This is a genomic window from Pseudomonas sp. BN606, from assembly GCF_029873115.1.
Classification (GTDB): Bacteria; Pseudomonadota; Gammaproteobacteria; order Pseudomonadales; family Pseudomonadaceae; genus Metapseudomonas.
In genome coordinates this window covers 104,614-120,355 of the sequence record NZ_SSOF01000073.1, presented here as the reverse complement: position 1 = coordinate 120,355, position 15,742 = coordinate 104,614, and the positions used below count along the sequence as shown (strand labels likewise).

Genomic DNA, 15,742 nt, shown 5'->3' with positions numbered 1-15,742 from the left:
CCTACATCCGAGCAAGCGCGCCCCTGTAGGAGCGAGCTTGCTCGCGAACCTCACCTACGCCATTCGCCAGCGAGCTGGCTCCTACATCCGAGCAAGCGCGCCCCTGTAGGAGCGAGCTTGCTCGCGAACCGGAGTCCCTCTTTCGCCAGCGAGCTGGCTCCTACGACAGGGCTGTTACGGGTCGAGGGGGCCTGAGGTCCAGGTGCTCGACGGCAGTAAACCGGTGAACTTGGCCACTATCGCGCCCTCAGGGACCAGCCGGTCGCGATAGCGGGTGACCATCAGGCCCGCCTGGGGCGCCAGCAGCCGGTGTTCGCTGGACGGGTCGCCAGGAATGGCGATGACACGCGCGAAGCACTCACCGGCCTGCACCGCATCACCAAGCTCCCGCTCGAAAACCAGCACCCCGGCGGTCGGCGCGAACACGGTTTCCATATGCCCGATAGGCACTGCCGTACCCTGCCATACCGGTAATTGCGCCGGCTCGGCGACAACGCCGCGGCCACAGAGGAAGGTATAGAGGCCGTCGGCATCCTGCTGAGCCAGGGCGTCACTGACATCCCCCTGCCCGCGCAACTCGACGGTGGACACTAGCCGCCCCTCGACACGCCCCTCCGCAAGCCAGGGCGCAATCACCACCTCCTCGAAGGCGCCATCTCCGTCTCCCTCCCAGATGATCGCCACCTCGGCCCCAAGGGCTGCTGCAAGGTCCTGCCCTGCTGGCCAGAAGCACTGGTGCAGGTAGACGTATTGCAACGCTTCGTCGTCCGTGTGCAGGTCCAGGACGATGTCGGCATCGGCCGCGAGCCCGGCCAATGCCTTCTGCCAGACCGCCAGGTTGCCAACTGGCCGGGCCTGCGTCGCTGATGCGATGAAGCCGCGATTGAAATTACGACTGCTGGACTCGTGCACCCGACCCAGGATGCGCCCATGACGAAACTGGCCGATGCCTAGGGGATTGGCTTGGGGCACCACGGTCACGCAGCCGTACAACAGACCGTTTTCAGCAGCCTGGACCAGGCGCGGCAAGAGTTTGTGCAGCACCAGCATGCCGGCGATCTCGTCGGCATGGACCCCAGCCTGCAAGTGGACCCTGGGGCCCGGCTTGCCGCTGTCCAGGCGCCATGCCGGCACCCGCAGGCGTGCGCCGGAATCCCCTGGAATATTCAGGGAGACATCTTCGATCATGTCCTACCTCCTCTGGGCCGCCGGACGAGTCCGGACGGTTGGTTTGTCGCCGGGCCAGGCGGTACTATCCCGGCCCATCGAGCGAAGGAAATCGCCCCTTGGATACGCCCCGCGAAAGACAGCCACGCACCAACCCCGACGAGCGCCGCGAGCATCTGGTGCGCGCCGCCCTGCGCTGCCTGGTTGCCGAGGGCCACGCCGGTATTTCGGTGCGCCGCATCGCCAAGGAGGCCAACGTCGCCGTTGGCCTGATCAATCACTATTTCGGCAGCATCGATGCGCTGGTCGCGCAGGCCTACGAGACCCTCGCCAGCGAGGTCAACCAGGCCCTGGTGGCTCGCATCGACGCAGCCGGCCCGAAACCTGCCGCGCGTCTCGAAGCCTTCCTGACCGGCTACTTCTCGCCGGTCACCCTGGACCCCGACCTGCTCAGCCCCTGGGTTGTGTTCTGGAGCCTGATCCGCCATTCCCCGCAAGTGAACGAAGCCCACGAACGCACCTACGGCGGCTCGCTGGTACTGCTGGAAAAACTGCTCTCCGAGTTGGCCCGCGAAGAAGGCTTTTCCATCGCCAAGCCGCGCCTGGCGGCCATCGGCCTCTCTGCCATGCTCGATGGCCTATGGCTGGAGTGGTGCCTCAATCCCGCCAACTTCAGCGCCGAAGAAGGCCTTGAGATCAGCCGCCGCTGGGTCGACAGCCTGCGACGCGGGGCCTATGCCTGAGCGGCATGGAGAATCTGTAGGAGCGAATTCATTCGCGAGGCAAGCCACAGGCCTGCCCTATCGCAAACGCGGTCGCCCGTTCGGGACGATTCGCGAATGAGTTCGCTCCCCCATTTCCTTAATTCGCCCGACGAAACATGCTTCGTCGCTCCGCCAGGCCAAACCCGGTCTCGATCATGAACGTCAGGCAGACGTAGATACCCGCGACAAGCAACAGCGGCTGGTAGATCTGGAAGGTCTGGGCACGCACCACGTTGGCGGCCCCCAGCAGATCAACCACGGCAACGGTGGAGGCCAGGGCGGTGGACTTGAGCAGCATCACCGTTTCGCCGGCCAGGGTCGGTAGCAACAGGCGAATTGCCCTGGGCAGCCAGACCCGGAACAGCACCAAGCGCTGGCGCATGCCGAAAGCCGCCGCGGCCTCCAGTTCGCCCCTGGGCACGGACTTCATGCCGCCACGAATGACTTCGCCGACATAGGCTCCCACCGAGAGCACAAGAGCGAAGACGATGTACCAGAAGCCATCACGCAGGTAGGGCCAGAGGAAGCTGCCACGAATCAACGGGAACTGGGCAAACAGGCTGCCCAGTCCGTAGTAGAAGATGTAGATCTGCACCAGTAGCGGCGTCCCGCGAATCACGCTGGTGTAGGCAAGGCTCGTCCCCGCCAGCAACGGATTGCGCGACATCCGCGCCAACGCCACCAACAGCGCCAGGACAAAGCCCAGCCCCGCGGAGATGACGAGGATGAGCAAGGTGGTGCCAAGGCCGCTGAGCAGCAGTTTGCCGTAGTCGAATATCCAGGTAGCGGTCATCACACGCCCTCGCTCACACCGACGGGGTCCAGCGGCGGAAGCGCCGTTCGAGCCAGCCGGAAAACAGGTTGGAGAGCACCGTCAGCAGGTAATAGAAGGCTGCGGCGGTGAGGTAGAAGGTCAGGTAGTGGCGAGTCGAGCCGGCCGCCTGCTTGGCCGTGAAAAGCAGTTCGTTGGTGCCGACGACGCTGATAAGGGCACTGTCCTTGATCAGGTTGACCCAGAGGTTGGCCATGCCGGCCAGCGCATTGGGCGCCATGATCGGCAAGGTCACCCGGCGGAACAGGCCGAACCCGCTCAAGCCGAAGGCCCGTGCAGCCTCGATCTGCCCATGGGGAATAGCCTGGATGGCCCCCCGGAAGATCTCCGAGGCATAAGCACCCTGCACCAGTCCGAGCACAGCGATGGCCACCACGGTGCCGTTGAGTTTGAGGTCGCCGTAGCCGAGCCAGGCGAACAGCTGGTTGAGCCCCATCGACCCCACGTAGTAGAGGAGCAGAATCAGCAGCAGCTCGGGTATTGCGCGGCAAAGGGTGGTGTAGCCACGCATCAGCTGCGCGACTGGGCGCGGGCCGTTGAGCTTGCCCATGGCAACCGCCAGGCCGATCAGCATGCCCACCAGGAAGGCGCCGACGGAAATCTGCAGGGTTACCCACAACCCTTTGAGCAGCGCCGGTCCCCAACCCTGGGCACCGAAGCCGACCAGTTCAAAGTAAGACTGCATTGCAGGCCCTCATCGAGGCGGAAATGCGCCACCCCGGCAGGGCCGGGATGGCTCCGGAGGTCACTGCTTCGGCGCGACGCTGACGTCGAAGTACTTGGCGGAGATCGTCTTGTAGTCCTCACTGGCCAGCAGCTTGCCGATGGCTTCGTCGAGCTTCGCCTTGAGGGCGACGTCGTCCTTGCGCAGGCCGGCCCCCACGCCGCGACCGAACAACGGATCGTAGGGCACCTCGCCCTTGTTCTCGATTCCGGCAGCCTGGGCATCGGGAGATTTGACGAAGGCGCTGACGGCGATCCCGTCGGCCATCATCAGGTCGATACGTCCTGCCACCAGATCGGCGTTCACCGAATCCTGGGTGTCGTAGTAGCGCACGTCGGCGATGCCTTCGTAGTGCTGCTTCAGGTAGTTGGAGCTGACAGTGGAGAGCTGCACGCCGACCACCTTTCCTTTCAGACCTTCGGGACTGACGGTGACGTCCAGCGCAGCAGGCGCGGCCACTGCAACCGGGGTGTCGTAGTAGGCGCGGCTGAAGGCGATCTGCTTCTCGCGCTCCTCAGTGACGGACATGGAGTTGAAGATCACATCCACCTTCTTCGCCATCAGGGCTGGAATCAGGCCATCCCAGGCCACCTCGTCGATCTCGCACTGGGCCTGCATCTGCGCGCAGAGGGCGCGGATCAGGTCCGGTTCGAAGCCTGCCCACTGGCCGTCGGGCTGCTTGCTGGAAAACGGTGGATACGGTTCCGCCGCCATCGCGAACCTCAGGGTTTCGGCCTGCGCGCCCGCCGCGCCAGCCATGAGCATTACCGCACCCGCCATCCAACGTGCCAGTTGAGACTTCTTCATGGTTTCTGCCCTGCTTGATGTTGTTGTGGTTAGAGCTTGTCGAGCTGGCCGCGCCCGGCGGCCGGAATCAGCGATTCTGGTGGGCTGTGACGAACTGTCGGCAGCGCTCGCTGCGCGGTCTCAGGAAAACCTCCTGCGGAGACCCTTCCTCTTCGATACGCCCCTGGTGGAGGAAGGCGACGTGGCTGGAAACGTCACGAGCGAAGGCCATTTCGTGGGTCACCAGGATCATGGTGCGACCCTCTTCCGCCAGAGAACGGATCACCCGCAGCACTTCCCCCACCAGTTCCGGGTCCAGCGCCGAAGTGGGCTCGTCGAACAGCATGACCTTGGGTTCAACCGCCAGCGCACGGGCAATCGCCACACGCTGCTGCTGGCCACCGGACAGGAAAGATGGATACTCGTGGCGCTTGGCGGCGAGCCCCACCCGCTCCAGCAGTGCCTCGGCCCGCTCGATGGCTTCGGCGCGGCTTTCCCGCAGCACCTGGATAGGCGCTTCGATCAGGTTCTCCAGCACAGTGCGGTGGGGCCAGAGGTTGAAGCTCTGGAACACCATGCCGAGGCGGGAGCGAATCCGGGTCAGTTGCTTCTGGTCTGCCACCATCGGTTCGCCGATTCGACTGGTAGTGAGACGAATGCTCTCGCCATCTACCGTGACAGTCCCCTGGTTGGGAATTTCCAGCATGTTGATGCAGCGCAGCAAGGTGCTCTTGCCCGAGCCGCTGGCGCCAATCAGGGACACCACGCCGCCCTCCCGGGCGGTCAGCGAAACGCCCTTGAGCACCTCGAACTGGCCAAAGCGCTTGTGGATCGAATCCACCTCCACCATTTTTGGCCGCTCCACTTTCGCAGACTGGATATCGACAGAAGCGGCCGAGCGCACCTCGATGATCGAACCAGTCCCCAGGGTGGAGGCAAAGCGGCGGATGCGTGCGCACGCATCGGCTAGCTGGGCTTCACCCAGGCTATAGGACAGTCGCACGAAGCCGGCGGCGGATGGACCGAAGGCCGCAGCGTCCAGAACCGAGACGCCGGTTTCGCGGAACAGTCTCCAGGCAAAGTCCAGGGAACTGAGGCCACTGGCGCGAACATCGAGCAGGACGAACATGCCCGCTTCGGGCTTCAGCACCTTGAGCGGCGCGCATTGCTGCAACGCATCGACCACCAGGTCGCGACGACGCCGATAGAGCTCGCGCATTTCCCCAGTCACCTGGTCGTAGGCGCGCACGGCGGTCAACGCCGCCTCCTGCACGAAGCCAGGAAGTCCATACAGCACGTTCAGCGCCAGGTTCTCGATGTGCGCCACCAACTCGGGGGCAGCGACCACCCAGCCGGTACGCCAGCCGGTCATGGCGTGGGATTTGGACAGGCTGCCGATGCTCACGGTGCGCTCGTGCATGCCCGGCAAAGTGGCGAAGTATTGGTGCGGCTGTTCGAAGGTCAGGCTCTCGTAGACCTCATCCACAACGACCCACAGGTCATGCTGCTGCGCCAGTTCGGCGATAGCCTGCATTTCCTCGGTATTGAGCACCACGCCGGTCGGATTGTTGGGGTTGGCGAAGAAGATCGCGCGGGTACGTTCACTCATGGCTGAGCGCAAGGCGTCGAGGTCAGGCCGGAAACCGCCCTCCGCCGGACACGGAACCCGCACCAGGGTAGCCCCGGTAGCCTTCAACGTAGCTTCGTAGGTGACGTAGACCGGATCGAAGACGATGACTTCATCACCGGCTTCCAGCAGGCACATGGCCGCGGCATAGAGTCCGTTCTGTGCGCCGGCCACGAGGATCGCGCTGTCTGCCGACACCGGTCGGCCGGTCAGGCGACCGTGCAGATCGGCGATGGCCTGGCGCAGCTCGGGGCGGCCGGCGACGTCACAGTAATGGGTGTCACCGGCCTGCAAGGCCTGGATGGCAGCTGTAGTGATGGGTTCTGGCGTGGCGAAATCCGGGTCGCCAATGCTGAGAACGATGACGTCCTCGCCTGCACGTTGAGCGGCGGTGGCCGCGTAGTGAATATCCCAGGCGGCGGTGCCTGGCCCTGCCATTCTCTCCACAAGCGAAGCGAAACGCATGTTCGGGCCCCATTGCTAAGGGTGGAATCCGGGTCACGGGACTGCATCGGCGAACCGGCGAGTGGGCCCAACCATAGCCCAGCATGAACGAGTGTTCAATAGCGTTTTCAGCCTTGTTTTCCCAGCCCTTGGCGATGCCCCGGGGCAGAGCGGATGCACCGAAAAAAGCCACCCGAACGCCCCGGAAATGGGCGTGTCGGACCGGGAAAGAGCGGTATATGCTGGCGCCATGCTGATCGATACCCACAACCACCTGGACTTCCCCGACTTCGACGCCGACCGCGACGAGGTACTGGCGCGCTGCCGCTCTCTGGGTGTGCGACGCCAGGTACTGCTCGGCGTATTCCGTGAGAACTGGCGTCGAGTCTGGGACATGGCCCACGCGGGAGATGATTTCTACACCGCCCTCGGCCTGCATCCGATCTACCTGGCGCAACACCGGGACGAGCACGTGCTGGAACTGCGTGAGTGGCTGGAACGCCATGCGGACGATCCCAAGCTCTGCGCAGTGGGGGAAATCGGTCTGGATTACTTCGTCACCGAGCTGGACCGCGATGCCCAGCAGCGTCTGTTCGAGGCGCAGCTGGCGTTGGCGGCGGAATTCGAGCTACCGCCACTGCTGCACGTAAGGCGCAGCCATGCGGCGGTGATCGCAACGCTGAAACGCTTTCGCCTCAAGCGCCCCGGCATCGTCCACGCCTTCGCCGGCAGCCTCGAGGAAGCGAAGGAGTACCGCAAACTGGGCTTCCGCCTGGGTCTCGGTGGCGCCCCCACCTGGCCCCAGGCCAACCGCCTGCGCAAGGTCGTGGCACAGCTGCCACTGGAAGACATCGTTCTGGAAACCGACTCGCCGGACATGGCCCCCGCCATGCACCCTTACGGCCGCAACAGTCCGGAGTTCCTGCCAGACATCTGCGTAGCCCTGGCGGAGATTCGCGGTGTTACGCCCGACGAGCTGGCCGAAGCCAGCACGCGGAATGCCTGTGAGGTGTTTGGCTGGGAGTCGATATGAGATTTGCTGACAGAAGCGCGATTCTGCTCCTGTAGGAGCGAATTCATTCGCGAAGGGCAGCGCAGCTGCCCTCGTCTTGTTCCGCAATCGCGACTGAAGTCGCTCCTGCAACAGAACCGTCGGTATCTCACTCAGACCCGGAACGCACCAATCAGCTGCTTGAGCTGCGCAACCTGCCCGGACAGCTCGCGGCTAGCCTTCTCGGTCTGGTTCGCCCCTTCGGCGGTGCGCTCGCCAGCGTGATTGATCTCCACGATGTTCTGGTCGATATCGTGGGCCACCGCGGTCTGCTGTTCAGCGGCAGCGGCGATCTGCTGGTTCTGGTCGACGATCATGCCTACAGCACCGAGGATGTTCTCCAGGGCCGCCTGCACCTTGCCGGACTGGTTGACGGTGCCGTCGGCCATCTGATGGCTGACATTCATCGCCTTGACTGCGGCGCCGACACCGCCTTGCAGCTTGACGATCATCTGCTCGATTTCTTCGGTGGACTGCTGGGTACGCTTGGCCAGCGTACGTACCTCGTCCGCCACCACGGCGAAGCCGCGCCCCTGCTCACCGGCACGCGCCGCTTCGATGGCAGCGTTCAGGGCCAGCAGGTTGGTCTGCTCGGCAATGCCCTTGATCACCTCCAGCACGCGGCTGATTGAGGCGCTGTCCGCAGCCAGCTGGTTGATCACATTCACCGACTGGTCGATCTCGCTGGCCAGTTTCTCGATGCTGCCCAGCTGGGACTCCACCAGGGCGCGGCCACTGACGGTTTCCTGGTTGACGCTCTGGGCGCTGTCCACTGCCGCGGCGGCGCTGCGTGCCACTTCCTGTGCGGTGGCGGACATCTGATTCATGGCCGTGGCCACCTGTTCGATCTGGCTGCGCTGCCCGGCAACGGCGATGTTGCTTTCACCCGAAACCTGCTCCACGCGGCCAGCCTGGCGCTCCACTTCAGACACGGTGTGGCCAACCAGTTCGATCAGGTCATGGATCTTCGCCACGGTGCCGTTAAATACCTGGCCCAGCTCACCTAATTCATCACGGCTTTCAGCCCGGAAGCTCACGGTCATATCGCCGCCGGCAACCTGATCCATCACCTTGCCCAAGCTCTTCAGCGTTGTGCGCGTTGACACGTAGAAGCCGCTGTAGAGGTAAACGATGGCGAGGAACACCACCAACAGCGCCACCACCAGCAGCACGGTCTGCACGCGCTTGCCGGCCAGCCGGCTTTCCAGCTCAGCCTTGAGGAAGCCCAGGGAGCCGTCGTTGAGCTGGTAAGTCTTCTCCAGTGAGGCACTGACCTGGTCGTAGAACTGCTGCCACGGCGTGTCGAGGGTATCGGCCATGATGACCTTGTCCTCGAACAATGTGGCGTTCTGCTTGATGGTGTCGCGGCTCGCGGCGGTCAGGGCGTCCAGCGCCTGGTGCGCGCGCGGGCTGCCGTCGAGGGCGTCGACGATCTTCAGGCCATACTCGGCGTTGAGCTTGTCCAGGTCCAGCAGCAGGTCGTCCAGCTTCGTGCTGGCTGCGGAGTTGAGGAAGCCCTGGCCAAGGGAATAGGCGCCAATGGCGCGCCCTTTGCCAAGCGCCATGGTGACTTGCGGCGTGGTGGTGGTAATCAGTTCGGTGATCTGGCGAACGTCAGCCTGGTCGTCCTGGCTGAGCCCGGCCTGGCCGGAGACGAATTTCATGAAGACCTGGGAGTTGCCCAGCAGCTTCTCGATCATCGCGCTCTTGCTCTGCAGCGACGTCTCGCCCTTGGCGGCCTGCAGGGCGGCAATCAACTCGTCGCGCTTGGTATTGAAGGCCTCTACCTGCTCAGGCTCGGAAGCCACCGGCGCGAGTCCTTGCAGGGTCGCGAGCACCTCCTGTTCGAGACTGGAAATGCGCTTTTCCAGGTCACCGGCCTGACCCGACTGGCCGATCATCGAGTTGATCATGACCAGGTCGTTGAGGCTTTCGAGATTGCGCCGTACGCTCAGGCTGGCACCCAGCAGGTCCAGGCTCTGCAGCTCAGAGCGGGTACTGACGAACTGGCGGTAGGAGTCGCGCACCAGATAGAAATTGGTGATCAACATCGGCAGGAAGAACAGAACACTGATCAGACTGAACTTCATGCCGAAGCTGAGTCGGTTCATCAGGGCGATGGCAGGATACAACAGGGTCTTCACGAGACGTCTCCTGTTCTCATTTATTGTTATGGGCGCGTTCCGAATACCTGACAGCGCTCGGCCAGAGCCTTGCAGCTTCTCCCCTCCGCAAGGCGGCCGTCGGATATCAATCAGCCGCTTCTGTGAGCTGTGTCAGAAAATTCTGGCGCGCTCATCTGTGTACCCGATATCGGCAGGAGTTTCTGTAACTAAAGGTTAAGCAGGGCGGGACCTGCCCGACGGTTGCGTCGGGCAGGCGATGGAGCTGGGATCAGAACAACAGAGCCCACACAGCGAAGCCGGCGTACCAGAGCACAGCGGCACGAACCAGCAGTTGCCAGAGTGCGTCCAGGGTTGCCACACCGGCATCGCCACTGACGGGCTCCGGCAGTTCGGCGGCAGCGCGACCGGCCAGATCGATGTACTGGCGCGCCGAAATGTCCCAGTTCAGCAACTCATGCAGCAGCACCCTGCTGACTCCGACGAAATTGCCGACCAGCGAGAAACTCGCTGCCAGCACCCGCACGGGCAACCAGTCGAAGGCATGGCGGATCGATTCCGCGCGCTCTTGCAGTGCGGGTGCAGCGGCATTCTCGGCCGCCAGCGCGAACAGCCGGTAGGCCAGGGCCGCCACGGGACCCAACAGCGCATACCAGAAGATCACAGCAAAGAAGCCCTCATAGGCTTGCCAGAGCTGGTAACCCTGCACCTGTTGCAACAGATCGCCGCCCTCCTCCGCCTCCAGGCCGAGGTCGCGTTCGGCGACGTGATAGGCAGCCTGGGTATCACCACGCCGCCAGGCATCGCGGAAGGGGCCGAGGTCGGCCAGGACGTCTCCGCGCCCAAGGCTGTAGATGATCACCAGCAGGTGCACCGGCAACGCCAGCCAGCCGTAGGCTACTGGCTCCAAGACCAGAAGCAGGAGTGCCAGCAACACCAAGGGAGGCAATACCAGTAGCGCCAGAATCGCCCAAGGGCGCTCGCTCAGACGCGGATTGGTCTCTGCCTTGGCCAGTTCGCGCAGCCAGAAGCCGTCTTGCTGGATATGCCGACGCCAGGCGGAGAACTTCTCGATCCAGAGCACCAGCAACAACACCAGAAAATACATGGGTTCCTCCTCTTCCTAAGGTTTCAAGGCAGCCCGCAGGCGATCCCAATCGAATGCCGGCCCCGGATCGGTCTTGCGCCCCGGGGCGATATCGCTGTGGCCGCAGATCCGCTCCGGCGTGATGGCCGGGAATGCCAGCCGTAACTGCTCCACCAATGCGATCAGCGCAGCGTACTGAGGTTCCGTGAACGGCAGATCATCGGTGCCTTCCAGTTCTATTCCCAGGGAGAAATCGTTGCAGTTGTCCCGCCCATCGAACAGGGAAATGCCTGCGTGCCACGCACGCTCATTGCAGGAAACGAACTGGGTGACGGCGCCATCCCGCTCGATCAGGAAATGCGCGGACACCTTGAGATCGCGAATGCCCTCGAAATAGGGATGCTCGGCGGGATCAAGGCGATTCTGGAAGAACTCCTGCACCTTCCCCGTGCCGAACTGCGCGGGTGGCAGGCTGATGTTGTGAATCACCAGCAGGGACACCTCCCGCTGCGGGCGACAGTTGAAGTTGGGTGATGGGCAGTGGCTGATGCCCTGGCACCAACCGGAAGCGAGGTCCAGCTGCATGTCGGCTCCTTGGTCTTCTGCCCACTTTAGGCGCAGCGGAGCCATTTTAGCGAGAGGCGGAAACCGCGGCGTGCTACTCGGCTCAGGGCCTCCCCCTGGTTGCGCCTGACGATGCGGCACCTTATGTCTGCATTAGGTGTTGCAGGCAGTTGTATTGCCCGTAGGAGCTGGCTTGCCAGCGAATGGCCCCGTTTCGCTGGCAAGCCAGCTCCTACAAGGCGCTTGGCCGGAGGGTAAATCGCTCGCGACAGCTGACGCAGACATAGCGATTGAAATCGCCCCCCACAGAACAGCGCCCACCCGGATCAGCCTGGTGCGCACTGCGCACCCTAGGCGCCCTTGAGCCGCCGGAGGTTGCCGATCACCGATTCCAGCGCGCGGTCGAACAGCAGAGCATCGTCCAGCAGGCGGATCGCCTGGCGGCGGAACTCCACGGCGAGTCCCATGCGGGTCTTCTCCAGCACCTTCATGCCAGTGCGGTTGACGAAGATGTACTTACCGGTGGGCTTGATCAGCGCTGCCAGCTTGCAACGCAGCTTGTGCTCTTCGTCTTCCTGGAATTCGACCCAACTGCCGACCCGCAGGTTGTCGACGAAACCAAGGGCCTCGTCGTCATCCGCCAGGCTGACCTCGGGCTCCTGAACTGGGGTTTCACCAGGTGCGGCCAGGACGATTTCCTCGACAACGGCGACCATGGCCGGCGCAGACTCATCTTCCGCTTCATCCTCATCCGGCAGGTCGAGCAGCAGGGGCGGCGACTCCAATCCGTCGTCGGCAACCACTTCCACCGGCTCGGGCTTGCGGAAACGCTGGAAGGCCTGGACGTGCAAGGCCTCCAACTGGCTGAAGAATTCACTGGTGGAGAAGGGATCGAACGCAGCGCTGGCCAGTCCTTCGCGCAGGGCCTTGAGCAGACCCGGCACCAGTTCCAGCAGGCGGGCACGCGCCTCGGGCGCCTCGTGGGGCTCCACGCTCCAGATCAGGTCGTCCATGGTCTGCTGGCTGGCCTGCCATTCAGACGACTCCACGCCGTGCTTGAGGCAGCTCAACAGCATGACCTTGCTCCAGGCTTCCTGCAGCAGGCGCACGACCACTTCCGGCAAGGTGCGACCCAGAAGGCGCTGATTGAGTGCCTCCTCAACTCGCCGACGAGCCAGCTCCGCCTTGGCGCGACCTTCTTCGGCGTCGCGGGTGCGCTGCTCCAGCAGTTCGCTGCGACGGCGCTCGTCACCGGTGTAGGAAAGGAATTCGGCCAGCAGCTCGGAGAAGATCGCCGGATCATCGACGAAGTCATTCAGCAGGCGTTGCACCACCTGCTCGATACGCTGGTAGAGGTTGTCGCGCTGGGCATCGTCCTGGTCCACCCAACCCAGGGCAGCAGAGGCGATTTCGTTGAGCAGGCGACGCGCGGGATGGCTGCCACGGCTGAAGAAGGTCTTGTCCAGCAGGGCGACCTTGAGCATGGGAATCTGCATCCGGCCGATAAGGGCCTTGAGCGAATCCGGCAGGGTGCGGTCGTCGAGAATGAACTCGAAGAGCATGGAAACCAGGTTGATGACGTCATCGTCCACCTGCCCCACTACCCGTGCACGGCCACTGCGGGCGCTGGCGCGGGTCAGCAACTGGTCGAGGCTCACGCGCAGGTCGTACTCATCGCTGTGCTGCTGTGGCAGGTGCTGCTGCAGGTGGGACAGCAGTCGCATCAGGTCGACACTACTGACCGGCACTGCATCGGCAGGATGCTGGCGGACAGGCAGCGCAGTACCGCGAACCTGGGACAGCAGGTCCTGGAGAACACTGAAGACTTCTTGAACACTCTCCTCATGCACCTGGCCAGCGCCCCCGGTCGCAGCGCCAGGCTGGGCCGACGGTGCGCCGGTCGCAGAACGCTCCGGCTGACGCCGCGCTGGAGCCGAACGCAGGTCCGGCAGCACACCGGCCGCCACCAACTGCTGGTTGGCTTCGGCATAGATCTGGTCCAGCTCGGTGAGTACGTATTTCTCGAACAGCTTGAGGATGATCAGCTTGACCTTGATCTCGACGCCAAGACTGCGGCATGCGTCGAGGAAAACCTCGCACAGCAGGCGCGGGCCCAATGGGTTGGACTTGTCCTCGACCTTCTTGCTGACGAGCGTGTTGAGACGGGTAGTGAGATGGCCCAGGGCAATGCCATCGCGGGCCATCACCTTGGCGACCATGGCATCCAGCGCCACGGCCTCCTCGAGTTCATCGTTCTGCACCAGCGACAGGCTGTCGAAAGACACCGCGCCCAGTTGCGCTGCCTTGCCTATTTCGTACTGGCTGAGGGACGAGAATGACTCGAAGACCTTCTCTAGGAAGGTCCGCTCGATGCTCTTGCGCTTGAGCCGCAGGTCGCGCATCGCCTCGAAGAAGGCATTTTGCTCGGCGTTGCTGGTGGCACGGTCCGCCATCTCGAAGAGGGTGTCGTCCGCATTGTCGAACAGCACCTGAAGCGCCTGCTTCAGCTGCAATGCCACTTTGTCGCGCACCTGGATCAAGGCCACGGGCAGCCTTCCTACCGGCGAGGTTGGCGATTGCTGGGTGGCCCCCTTGTTCAGCGGCACCACCTTAGCGTCGGTCTGCATCACAAGCCTCCCGCAGGCCGAGCCCATCCACAGGGCCTATCGGACCACGATTCGAACATGGGGAGTCATCCATAACGTCAAGCAACTGGCGTCAAAAATAGAAATTTCCGATGTCATTATATGGATGATGCTGTGACAACCAAGCGGAGATTTCCTACAGACATGAATCAAGTCACAGATGCAGGAACACCGACCGACAAGCGCACAGCATGTCCTCCTGACTGTCTAGCAGAAAGCGCGAGCCGGTTGTTGATCAGCACTGCGCCGGTCGTCGGCAGCCTTTATAATCGCCGCCATCCTGCCTGCGGAGCCCACCATGCCCAACCTTCTACTCGCTGACCTCACCGCTGAAATCGAGGCCAACGTACGCACGGCCCTCAAGGAAGACATCGGCAGCGGCGACATTACCGCCCAGCTCATCCCTGAGGAGCGCCAGGCCCGCGCCACCGTAATCACCCGCGAAACCGCCATCATCAGCGGCACCGCCTGGGTAGACGAAGTGTTCCGCCAGATCGACCCGCGCGTGAAAGTCGAATGGCGGGTGCAGGACGGCCAACGCGCCGAAGCCAACCAGGCGCTCTTCCATCTGGAAGGCCCGGCCCGCGCCCTGCTCAGCGGCGAGCGCAGCGCCCTCAACTTCCTCCAGTGCCTGTCAGCTGTCGCCACCCGCGTTGGCCACTATGTGGAGCTGGTGAAAGACACCCAGGTGAAGCTCCTCGACACCCGCAAGACACTGCCCGGCCTGCGCCTGGCGCAGAAGTACGCCGTGACCTGCGGCGGCGGCCACAACCACCGCATCGGCCTGTACGACGCCTTCCTCATCAAGGAAAACCACATCGCAGCCTCCGGCGGCATCGCCCAGGCCATCGAAGCAGCCCACCGCATCGCCCCCGGCAAGCCCGTGGAAGTCGAAGTGGAAAGCCTGGAAGAACTCCAGCAGGCATTGGATGCTGGTGCCGACATCATCATGCTCGACGAACTCAGCCTCGACGACATGCGCACCGCCGTCACCCTCACCGCCGGCCGCGCCAAGCTCGAAGCCTCTGGCGGCGTCAACGAAACCACCCTGCGCACCATTGCCGAAACGGGCGTCGACTACATCTCCATCGGCACGCTGACCAAAGACATCAAGGCCATCGACCTGTCGATGCGGCTAAGCCTCTAAATCCCACCTCGCCGAGCCCCGGGTGTTGCCATGCGCCCCGGGCAAAGCTGTGGTGCGGCCGTCCTGGCAAATTCCAGGACCGGGTTTGGCGACCCGAAACGCAAAAGGCGCACAAGCGCTGACCATCCGATTGCCGGCGCTTTTTTGTGCCGGCAACGTCGCGTCACGGCGGCTGTGCGCGGGAGACCGAAAGGTCTGCCAGGTTCCTTTTGCACCGGTTCGCCAACCTGCGCACAGCTGCCACCCATTCGTTTGGCGACGATTCGTGGCAGCTCCCAAGCAGAAGGAGCTTTGACCATGCACAACCGCATACCTGCAAGGAATGCAGGCCCCCCAGGCAGCCAGCATTACCCCGGACCTGAGAAGCGCCGGAGGTGGGCTATGAACAACGTCGCCCGCATTGCCGACCTCCAGGGCGACCGCCTCCTGACGGCCAGCTACGCCCTCAACACCATCGCCGACTTGCTGGGCTGCGACGGCCTCGAACACCACCTGAGCGACAACGACCTGAAAGGCCTGCACCACGCCGTCAAGACCATCTCGGACCTGATGAAGTGCTCGGCCATGGACCTGTACAACGTTGCGGAAAAGGTGGACAGAAAAGACTGAGAAGCGAGCGCCCCGCCGCCACGAAGCAAGCCGAACCCCGAAAAACAAAAAGCCCCGCAGAACCTGCGGGGCTTTTTGCTTGGATCATGGTGCCGGTAAGAGGAATCGAACCCCCGACCTTCTCATTACGAATGAGCTGCTCTACCGACTGAGCTACACCGGCGCGGGGCGT

General features: G+C 63.3%; 13 protein-coding genes and 1 tRNA gene. 4 read left to right on the top strand and 10 right to left on the bottom strand.

Annotated features, from left to right (window positions below):
- Positions 1-174: 174 nt before the first annotated feature.
- Positions 175-1,188: a succinylglutamate desuccinylase/aspartoacylase family protein gene (locus E8E75_RS15635; protein WP_120652943.1), complete on the bottom strand. Its 1,014-nt coding sequence runs from the start codon at positions 1,186-1,188 to the stop codon at positions 175-177.
- A gap of 98 nt (positions 1,189-1,286) precedes the next feature.
- Here E8E75_RS15635 and E8E75_RS15630 point away from each other — a divergent pair, with 98 nt between their 5' ends.
- Positions 1,287-1,910 (top strand): TetR family transcriptional regulator C-terminal domain-containing protein, encoded by a 624-nt coding sequence (locus E8E75_RS15630; RefSeq protein ID WP_120652944.1) that lies wholly within the window; start codon positions 1,287-1,289, stop codon positions 1,908-1,910.
- 118 nt (positions 1,911-2,028) lie between these two features.
- On the opposite strand, the gene E8E75_RS15625 is transcribed toward E8E75_RS15630, so the two are convergent.
- The 4 genes from E8E75_RS15625 to E8E75_RS15610 all read right to left on the bottom strand — a co-directional run bounded on the left by E8E75_RS15625 (position 2,029) and on the right by E8E75_RS15610 (position 6,365).
- Positions 2,029-2,724: an ABC transporter permease subunit gene (locus E8E75_RS15625; RefSeq protein WP_120652945.1), complete on the bottom strand. Its 696-nt coding sequence runs from the start codon at positions 2,722-2,724 to the stop codon at positions 2,029-2,031.
- 13 nt (positions 2,725-2,737) lie between these two features.
- Positions 2,738-3,448, bottom strand: coding sequence for an ABC transporter permease subunit (locus E8E75_RS15620; protein ID WP_153921512.1), 711 nt, complete (start codon positions 3,446-3,448; stop codon positions 2,738-2,740).
- 60 nt (positions 3,449-3,508) lie between these two features.
- The gene (locus tag E8E75_RS15615) at positions 3,509-4,294 is read right to left on the bottom strand and encodes a transporter substrate-binding domain-containing protein (protein WP_120652947.1); all 786 of its coding nucleotides are present in this window, start codon (positions 4,292-4,294) and stop codon (positions 3,509-3,511) included.
- A gap of 67 nt (positions 4,295-4,361) precedes the next feature.
- The gene (locus E8E75_RS15610) at positions 4,362-6,365 is read right to left on the bottom strand and encodes an aminotransferase class I/II-fold pyridoxal phosphate-dependent enzyme (RefSeq protein WP_153921515.1); all 2,004 of its coding nucleotides are present in this window, start codon (positions 6,363-6,365) and stop codon (positions 4,362-4,364) included.
- 229 nt (positions 6,366-6,594) lie between these two features.
- On the opposite strand from E8E75_RS15610, the gene E8E75_RS15605 reads away from it, so the two are divergent.
- Positions 6,595-7,377 (top strand): TatD family hydrolase, encoded by a 783-nt coding sequence (locus E8E75_RS15605; RefSeq protein ID WP_153921517.1) that lies wholly within the window; start codon positions 6,595-6,597, stop codon positions 7,375-7,377.
- 131 nt (positions 7,378-7,508) lie between these two features.
- Here the strand turns inward: E8E75_RS15605 and E8E75_RS15600 are convergent, their stop codons facing one another.
- From E8E75_RS15600 to E8E75_RS15585, 4 genes are all read right to left on the bottom strand, one after another.
- Positions 7,509-9,539, bottom strand: coding sequence for a methyl-accepting chemotaxis protein (locus tag E8E75_RS15600; RefSeq protein WP_280359385.1), 2,031 nt, complete (start codon positions 9,537-9,539; stop codon positions 7,509-7,511).
- 250 nt (positions 9,540-9,789) lie between these two features.
- Positions 9,790-10,626, bottom strand: coding sequence for a regulatory signaling modulator protein AmpE (gene ampE / locus E8E75_RS15595; RefSeq protein WP_120652951.1), 837 nt, complete (start codon positions 10,624-10,626; stop codon positions 9,790-9,792).
- 15 nt (positions 10,627-10,641) lie between these two features.
- The gene (gene ampD / locus E8E75_RS15590; RefSeq protein WP_120652952.1) at positions 10,642-11,190 is read right to left on the bottom strand and encodes a 1,6-anhydro-N-acetylmuramyl-L-alanine amidase AmpD; all 549 of its coding nucleotides are present in this window, start codon (positions 11,188-11,190) and stop codon (positions 10,642-10,644) included.
- Between the two features lie 329 nt (positions 11,191-11,519).
- The gene (locus E8E75_RS15585) at positions 11,520-13,796 is read right to left on the bottom strand and encodes a DUF1631 domain-containing protein (RefSeq protein WP_153921518.1); all 2,277 of its coding nucleotides are present in this window, start codon (positions 13,794-13,796) and stop codon (positions 11,520-11,522) included.
- A 316-nt stretch (positions 13,797-14,112) separates the two neighbouring features.
- On the opposite strand from E8E75_RS15585, the gene nadC reads away from it, so the two are divergent.
- Both nadC and E8E75_RS15575 read left to right on the top strand, forming a co-directional pair.
- Positions 14,113-14,961, top strand: a complete 849-nt coding sequence (gene nadC / locus E8E75_RS15580; protein ID WP_120652954.1) for a carboxylating nicotinate-nucleotide diphosphorylase — start codon at positions 14,113-14,115, stop codon at positions 14,959-14,961.
- A gap of 381 nt (positions 14,962-15,342) precedes the next feature.
- Positions 15,343-15,570, top strand: a complete 228-nt coding sequence (locus E8E75_RS15575; protein ID WP_120652956.1) for a hypothetical protein — start codon at positions 15,343-15,345, stop codon at positions 15,568-15,570.
- Positions 15,571-15,657: 87 nt separating this feature from the next.
- Here the strand turns inward: E8E75_RS15575 and E8E75_RS15570 are convergent.
- Positions 15,658-15,733: transfer RNA gene (locus tag E8E75_RS15570), tRNA-Thr, on the bottom strand.
- Between the last annotated feature and the right edge of the window lie 9 nt (positions 15,734-15,742).